This is a genomic window from uncultured Bacteroides sp. (genome assembly GCF_958445495.1).
In the GTDB taxonomy this organism is placed as follows: domain Bacteria; phylum Bacteroidota; class Bacteroidia; order Bacteroidales; family Bacteroidaceae; genus Bacteroides.
On record NZ_CAUCSQ010000019.1, the window covers coordinates 78,941 to 87,071 of the forward strand.

The 8,131-nt window shown below is 35.1% G+C and carries 4 protein-coding genes and 1 CRISPR repeat array; all 4 genes read right to left on the bottom strand.

Going from position 1 to position 8,131, the window contains the following annotated elements:
• The first annotated feature begins 25 nt into the window (after positions 1-25).
• Positions 26-457: direct repeats of the CRISPR family, unit length 47 nt; unit sequence GTTGTGATTTGCTTTCAAATTAGTATCTTTGAACCATTAGAAACAAC.
• 108 nt (positions 458-565) lie between these two features.
• From cas2 to cas9, 4 genes are read right to left on the bottom strand one after another with little or no spacing between them, the layout of a single operon-like run.
• Entirely contained in the window at positions 566-898 is a 333-nt protein-coding gene (cas2, locus tag Q5076_RS08625; RefSeq protein ID WP_303012466.1) for a CRISPR-associated endonuclease Cas2, read from the bottom strand.
• Positions 898-1,830, bottom strand: coding sequence for a type II CRISPR-associated endonuclease Cas1 (gene cas1, locus Q5076_RS08630; protein ID WP_303012468.1), 933 nt, complete (start codon positions 1,828-1,830; stop codon positions 898-900). The genes cas2 and cas1 overlap by 1 nt, the downstream gene beginning before the upstream one ends.
• On the bottom strand, positions 1,823-2,836 hold the full coding sequence (locus tag Q5076_RS08635; protein WP_303012470.1) for a virulence RhuM family protein: 1,014 nt from the start codon (positions 2,834-2,836) through the stop codon (positions 1,823-1,825). Before Q5076_RS08635 ends, cas1 begins: the two co-directional genes overlap by 8 nt.
• Positions 2,833-7,365 (bottom strand): type II CRISPR RNA-guided endonuclease Cas9, encoded by a 4,533-nt coding sequence (gene cas9, locus Q5076_RS08640; protein ID WP_303012471.1) that lies wholly within the window; start codon positions 7,363-7,365, stop codon positions 2,833-2,835. The genes Q5076_RS08635 and cas9 overlap by 4 nt, the downstream gene beginning before the upstream one ends.
• Positions 7,366-8,131 lie beyond the last annotated feature (766 nt).

Sequence of the window (8,131 nt, forward strand, 5' to 3'; positions counted from 1 at the left end):
GAGGGACCGCGCCGTATGCACTTCTGTTGTGATTTGCTTTCAAATTAGTATCTTTGAACCATTAGAAACAACATGATAAGTGTACCGAGTTTGCCGAAGGGCGTTGTGATTTGCTTTCAAATTAGTATCTTTGAACCATTAGAAACAACAACAGGCTTAGAGGCTCAGATGGCTCAAGCGTTGTGATTTGCTTTCAAATTAGTATCTTTGAACCATTAGAAACAACCGAACACCGCGAAAGCGGCCGACCCTACTGGTTGTGATTTGCTTTCAAATTAGTATCTTTGAACCATTAGAAACAACACAGGACTAGAGGCACAGATGGCACAAGCAGTTGTGATTTGCTTTCAAATTAGTATCTTTGAACCATTAGAAACAACGGTTTACCTTATTCGGATTAATGGCAGACAGTTGTGATTTGCTTTCAAATTAGTATCTTTGAACCATTAGAAACAACATATTCCATATAACAATATGTTTTTCAATGAGTTACAACAAAAATTAGAAAGAAAAAAAGAAGACTGTTCCCAACACAAAATCTCGTATTTATGCGAGATTTTGTGTTCTAAAATAACTCCAATTGCTGTCCTGGCGTATTGACACTTTGTACCTTCTTTCCATAGAAAAGTTCTATATCCCCAAATTGTTTATCCGTAATGCACATGACTCCAACATGCCCAAGTTCCGGAAGGAAAGATTTAACTCTTTTTATATGTACTGCTGCATTCTCACTACTAGCACAGTGACGCACATAAATGGAAAACTGAAACATTGTAAAACCGTCTTTTTGCAAATTTTTTCTGAAATCCGCATAAGCCTTCTTTTCTTTCTTCGTCTCAGTCGGCAAATCAAAAAGAACAAGCACCCACATAATACGATATTCACTGAAGCGATCCATTACCGTTCGGGATAAGTAATTCGACGGAGCTCTCCATTAAAACATTTATAAAGTGAGGCAGTAGTTTGCCCTACAGCGATCATCAACGGACTACGTTTACCTCCAATTTTCACCTCCAATGTCGGAATAATAAGCAATCGTGTTTTCACCTCTTTCGATAGTTCCACATCCTTTCCATATTCCTGTGTCAAGTTAAATACTAATTCATCTACATAAGGACGATAAGGTTCCATAATATCATCTGCCAAGCAATAAGCATTGTATCGATTGTGGTGATGGATACCTAAAGTAGGAAGTAACCCACTTATTACCAACCCACGCGCTACCACTGCACGAAGAATTGCATATCCGTAGTTTAATAGATTATTTGGGGAAATCCCTTCGCGATCTCGCGTAAAACCATCAACATCTGCAAATAAAGATTTCCAATAATATGCAGCAGCACGTGCTTCCAAGTTGTCTGGGTCGCCACTACGTACATCAACTGCCCACACGCGCATACACTTTACTTCTTCATTCATACAATCTTTGAGCACTGATGCCTGATTGTTAATCTTCGCTTGAATAGTTTGTTGCCAAAGTTGCTTCTTCAATGGCAACGAAGCATTCAATTGTTCACGGAAACGCTCATTCTGTGTTGTATTTCCATAAAGAGGAAGCATCAGTCCAACCGGCATACTCTTACTATCGCAAGTGATTACAGAGCAAGTGTTTTCAAGCAAAGCCTCCAACACACCGGAAGTAATGGTGATTTGCTTGTTATCCAACACTACAATACCAATGTCTTCTATAGGTTTTGTTACTTCTACCTGCTTTTTCAATGCTTCCGGTAAGGCCGTTGCTTTTTCCACATCAGGCAACTTAATAACTAACTGCGCGTTGCGCAAAGATAGATAAACCGGATTTCCGAAATAAAGTGTTTTCTTAATCATGATTCATTTCTTTCAAAAGTTTATCAAAGTCCGATTCGTAATTCTGAAGTTGCCTAGCATGAAACTTGTCATATTCTTGTTCCGCCAATACTTTGGCGACCTCATGGCTCACCTGTCCACTATGTTGCAATACCGCTTCTTCGTTAAATTGCAAGAATGCATCTAGCTTTTTCACCCAATCTTTCATATACATCACCTGCCCTTTTTTCGCTTGACGTTCTGCATAATCCAAATACATCGAAACAATACGATTCAAATCATCCATTTCAGTTTCATTGAGATAGTTCTTTGCAATAGATACATCCGGTTTACGTATCATCCCGTTAGGAGCATTTTTCCAAGTAGTCAATCCCATATTAGGTTTTTCTGCATCCACACGGGCAACAATTATCTCCGCTGCCGTTTGTCCGGAAATTGCCCAATGCAACTTATTCTGAACAGTTGCAAAAAAAGTCTTTGTCACCTCACTACCAGCTTCATAATCAGCACTACATTGCGAATAAATATCAGTTATCTTCTGATAAAAACGACGCTCACTGCTACGAATGTCACGAATACGAGCCAATTGCTCCTCAAAATAATCTTTGCCGAATAGCGTTTGCGGATTTTTTAATCGCTCGTCGTTCATGGCAAACCCCTTAATCAAATATTCTTTCAGTACGCTGTTTGCCCATATTCTAAAATGTGTGGCCTGAATGCTGTTGACACGGTAACCTACGGATAAGATAGCATCAAGATTGTATAGCTTCGTTTGATACTTTTTACCATCAGCAGCAGTTAGTGCAATTTTTGCACTAACTGAATCCTCCTGCAATTCAGCCGTTTGAAAGATATTCTTCAAATGTTTTGTCACCACGCTTCTATCCACTCCAAATAATTGCGCAATCTTATCCTGTGTCAGCCAGACTGTTTCATTAAAAATATAGATTTCTACTTTTACTTCTCCATTACCGTCTTTGTAAAGAAAGAAATCAGAGGGAATTGGGGTGTTATTGTTTTCATTCATAGACCAGATATTCCTTTAATATTTCCTAATCGGTCAACTTTTAGTTTTATACAAACATCTTTAATCATCTCGCCAGTCAGACTCCTTCCAATCTTATTCAATGACGAATATTCAACTTTGTTTTTTATAGGACTTGCTACATAATAAGGAACAAAATGACACTCTGAACCTGTACAACTTACCATTTTATAAATTCTTTTTTGTTGCTCATTATTAAGTTGACCAAAATCAACAGCGTGAATGTTTTCTCGTTCATCATCTGTAGGTACATACACTAAATCATTAGGGGATAAATAAAATAATAGACTATATTCCTTTCTATTTTTTTCCGGAACCACACTTAATCCTTGCTTTAAACGTTCTATTACGATATTCAAAGGTATAGTTTCATAAGAGCGAACACCATTTTCATTTACATATATCGCAAAGAATAGATTGGTTCCCTTTGCCGCTTCCACATATTTGTCTTTCTTGTTGCCTTTTACTCCAACAGAGAATTTATTACCAATTGTTTCATAAACACGGACTTTAAGTATTGGAAGATGAGATTTTCCTTCATTAAGCTGAACGATATTCTTGTTCATCTCCTCAATACCTTCAGGAGAGAACGCAATTTCAATCTTGTTCCCTTTTGTCGCTAAATGATTAAGTAAGATTTTTTGTATGCCAGTGTCTGTTACAGATTCTTGAATAAACTTCTCCGTAAAAGATGTATCCACATTTTTTCGCACTGTTGCATTCTCTTCATCAAAATAATATACTTCTACTTTTGATACATTTACTTCCCCAAACTGGTACTTCCGCTCTTTAAAATATCGTAAGATTGTATCCACATCAAATTTACCATATTGACAGATAAGCCGTTTTATCTCTTGTTTTAGCCTTTTATCGACTATCTTTTCCCAATCTTTTAAAGCCTCACTCAAACGTATGGTTTTTCTTTTACGAAGTGATACTTTTGCAAATACAGTTTCTTTGTGTAGAGGTTTACGAATAGCCCAATTAAGCCCTTTCTGTTTTACCTTTATCTTTTTACCGTTTTCATATTTCGTATATATATTGGTTGCTTTATTAATGATACGTAGGTTCTGTTTAAAACTAACAATAATTTTTTCCAATTCATTACGAGCATCAACAGTGAAATTATCCCATGGCTTTTTAAACTCTTTCGGAACATCTTTTGTTACATTTTTCTTTGTTTGCGGATCAATATATGTCACTCGCTCAAACTGTCGTAATTTCCGTTGTAAATCATATCGAACTGTATCTGTATTTGCATATTTATTGTTTAACAGATTGATATGGTCACGAGTAACACAGGCTATTACCAAAGCATCCATTGCATGGTGTCGATGGTCAATACGCTTCTTTTGAAATCCTTTTGATAAATCTAATGGAACAGCAGGCAGATATTTTTGATATTGTTCATTCCAACTGGTGAATTCGGTAGTCCTTGTCAACTCATTCATCCGCACAAAACGAGGAAGAATCAAATCATTCCAAACATCATTCAACCCCCAGTCTTGTTTCAATATAGTTGTAATCTTGCCATTTCCAGGAAGTACATTTTTTGAATTTACTCCATTGTCATTTTCTTCTGCACGTACAAGACTCGACAAAAGAGGGAGAATAAATTTACTGATGTAACGTGTATCATTCATTTGGCGTTCTATCATTTTTTCAGGTATTTCTTCCAATAGAAGCTTTGTCCTCTTGGAACGATTATAAGCATAATGCTGCTTTACAAAATTCTGATACGCTTCCTCATCAAAGATAGTTACTTTTTGTCCAAAACCTGTTTCCACAATCTGCCCATGGTGTTTTTTTATAAACTCCAATCCTAAACACTTATCCTTTAACTTATTTACAGCGGCCTCACAAATTACTTTGTTACTGAAACTATCATCATAATAACGAGATTTTGGAATGATATGCTCAATCTGATATTCTTCGGTAAAGAGTTTCCCTAATGGGATGACTTTACCCGTGTATGGAGAACAATATTTTTGCTCCAGCCATAATTTATAACGTTGTAGTTCTGTCGTTGTAGGTTGTGCATCCTTACTTATTTTCCTTATATCTTCCTTTATCTTTTCATCCTTTTCATTATCAAGCCCAGTACTAATTGCATACTCTTCATATATTTTTAAAATCTCCTGTTGCATGGGCGAATAGGGTCGAACATTTTCAACCTCCAATTTGCCATCAGAATTATTCTTTAATTCCATTAATAATGCTCTGATTCGTAAATTGGTATTCTCATTTTCTGTTATAATATTGGCAAGTTTTTTCCTTTCGTCAGCAGTATTCTTCATCTCACGTCCAAGCTCAACATGGATTTCACTAAAAAAGTTTTCCGCTCCTTGCCCGTATTTTTGCCAAATATCTTTCACTACACGTAAAGTTTCCGTGATTACTTGTTCTACAATCGGATTACGTAAAGAATGCTGTTTAAACCCATTCAAATACTTTTCTAAATCAGTAACCGAATGCCATTTTCCTGCAATATCTGCTTCTGAATGTCGCCCATAAACAATATATTGAGCCAACCATAACTGCAAACCTTGAAAATCGTTTTCATTAGTTAAAGCAATGGACTTTTCACGAACTATATCCTTAATTTCTTCATCATACTCACCTGTGATTATTTTGAATATTCTATTTTGGGTATTATTATCAATATCATTCCATTTCCAATATTTCCCCAAACGCATCAAAGGTAACAGCTTCTTTATTGCTTTTTCGGAGAACGATCCATATTCATTTTTAAAGGGAGGAATTTTTTTGAAATTATCCACGAAAGAAGTAATATCCAAATTATACTTTTTCGCAAAAGTTCCCAATGCTTTCTCAAACTCATTTTTATCCGTAACAGAATAAATGATATGCCAAAGTTTTTGTTCTATTTCTTTTGTAAGGAAATCATCTGGAACATTTTTTACTTTAGCCAAACATGTAGAAATCATTGTTTTTGTTTCACTACAAGGATATATCTTATCTTCAACATAATTCCATCGATATGACTCTGTCTTTACTTGTCTTTTCAAACCTTTTGCTTTTATCAAATATTCAAGCAAAGGTTTCTGTTCTATACATCTCCTATTATTCAAAAAATCAAATAGTTGTTCTTTATCTTCAATGTTTGTAATAAATTGCGAAGTAACATCTTCGTCATCTTCCTTCCGATATATCTTCAAATTGTACAGCCATTGCCATATACGGAACTCCTGATAAAGAGGATTGGATTTTGAAATGACTTTCAGATACTCTTTAATATCATTTCCATCTTTATCTTTGTATGTTTTAAATTCAAGTACGCAATCACTTATCGCAGATTTCTGACTCCGTAATGGTCTCTGATAAAATAGAATATCATTTAAGAATAAATGAACAAAATCTCTTTTACTTAAAATAAATTGGTGTGTCTCATTGCTCCGATATAACTCTCTTACACAGTCGTTGTATAAATCTTCATCTCTTAATTCTGGATGAAACTCTTTTTGCTTCTCAAGAATTTGTTTCAGTTCATCCTTGTAAAACTTACGTTCGATTGTCCGTATAAGCTTTCCACGAACTTTTTGCATAGGATTTTGCAGTAATGTCTCATAGACATACGTACCCACTGTTTTATGAGACTTTTCTATATCACTCTCCGTCTTTTTTTTCAACAATGTCCAATCATTTTCACTTGGTGCACGAAAAGACCGTTTTTCTATCCCTTCCTTATCTTTTTTAACCGTCCCGTCGTCGTTCAAATCTGTAGTAACAATAAAATCACGTATTTTATCTTTCCATCCAAACAACGGAATCTTACTGGAGCGACGATAAGTCCAACCGTTTTCTAAATGTAAAGAATACCATGTATCACCTTTACTATTCGGTTTCTCATCGGCTATGACATCCACTATTTTCAAGGAATAATATTCTACTAATTTATTAGGGTTCTCTTCCTCTTCTTCCCCTCTTAATTGATAATATCCCCGTTTCTGATTGAAATTTAATAAAATCCAAGCTAATTCTTCCTTCTCTATCTTTTGGGAAAGAGCCTTCTTACGCAAATAATAGATAGTCCAATCATATGGGATTTTTTTATCTTTTCTAACCACCCCCTTATTCTTAAACTCTTCTATCATTTCATTAAAAGACTTTTGAAAGATAAACTCAAACCTTCCTTCATCATTTTGCTTCCAAGCTAGTTTAGGCTCCTTTTCATCAAAAAATTGTCCTAATCGCTTCTCAAAATCTATTTGAGAAGCATAATGTTCGGGTAAAAATTTCATCATATTCAAAACACGAACCAGACGCTCACGACGTAATAATGCTCTTTCGCGCAATCGGCGTGTACTACGAAAAGCCGTTCGCGCCGCCGTTTGAGTTTCTATCGGATTTCCTCCAGTAAAAGTGTCCAACACACCCTGATCCATCGGAATAATCCGGCTACCCATTCCTAAAATTCTCTGCTCTTCGCTGTCGACCAACGCCCAACCAATACTGTTGGTTCCCAAATCTAATCCCAATATTCTTTTCATATTTACTTTACCTTATTATAATCATCAAATATATTAATATTTTTCCACAAATTAGATATTAAAACAAAATAAATTACTATCTTTGTCACACTAATTTGAAGCAAATCACAATAAGGATTATTCCGTTGTGAAAACATTCAAGGTGGGGCATTTGCCTCGCCTTTTTTGTATTACTACAAACAACCAAACGTCTTGCATATCAGTATATATATTATATCATCTTTCAACGCCAAGTTTTTCGAATGAATTACGTAACATCCTTTTATACATTCATGGAAAATTATGCTGAATTTTTCCAAAAAGTCGTCATAATACTTTTCTTCATCATAACAAGTATAAAAGTAGAACTAACATCTTGTAGTGACAGACATTAATGTTATAACATTTTCATAAAAACATTCGTTAACAATTATCGAATTTGAGAGAAAAATCTGTCACGGTTATCATGAAAGAATGACTCCATACAACATAACAGGTTCATATTACCTTTTACCCCCTCCCAAAAAACACTAATATTTAGACCTTATTTTCTGATTGTTCGGGATGCTGTAATTTAGGGAGACCTACTTTCTTCTCCATTACTTATCCTAAAAAACACTTACTTTAGTCTCTAAAAGTGTACTCGTGTGCGATAACAGTAAAAATCAGTGAAAGAATTTAAAAGAGAAACAAATCCAATAGGATTAATTTGGAAGTTAGTTCACAAAGTTCTACATTTGTCATGTGATTTTTTTCATAGTATTAGATTTAAGGTTAACAAAGGTTG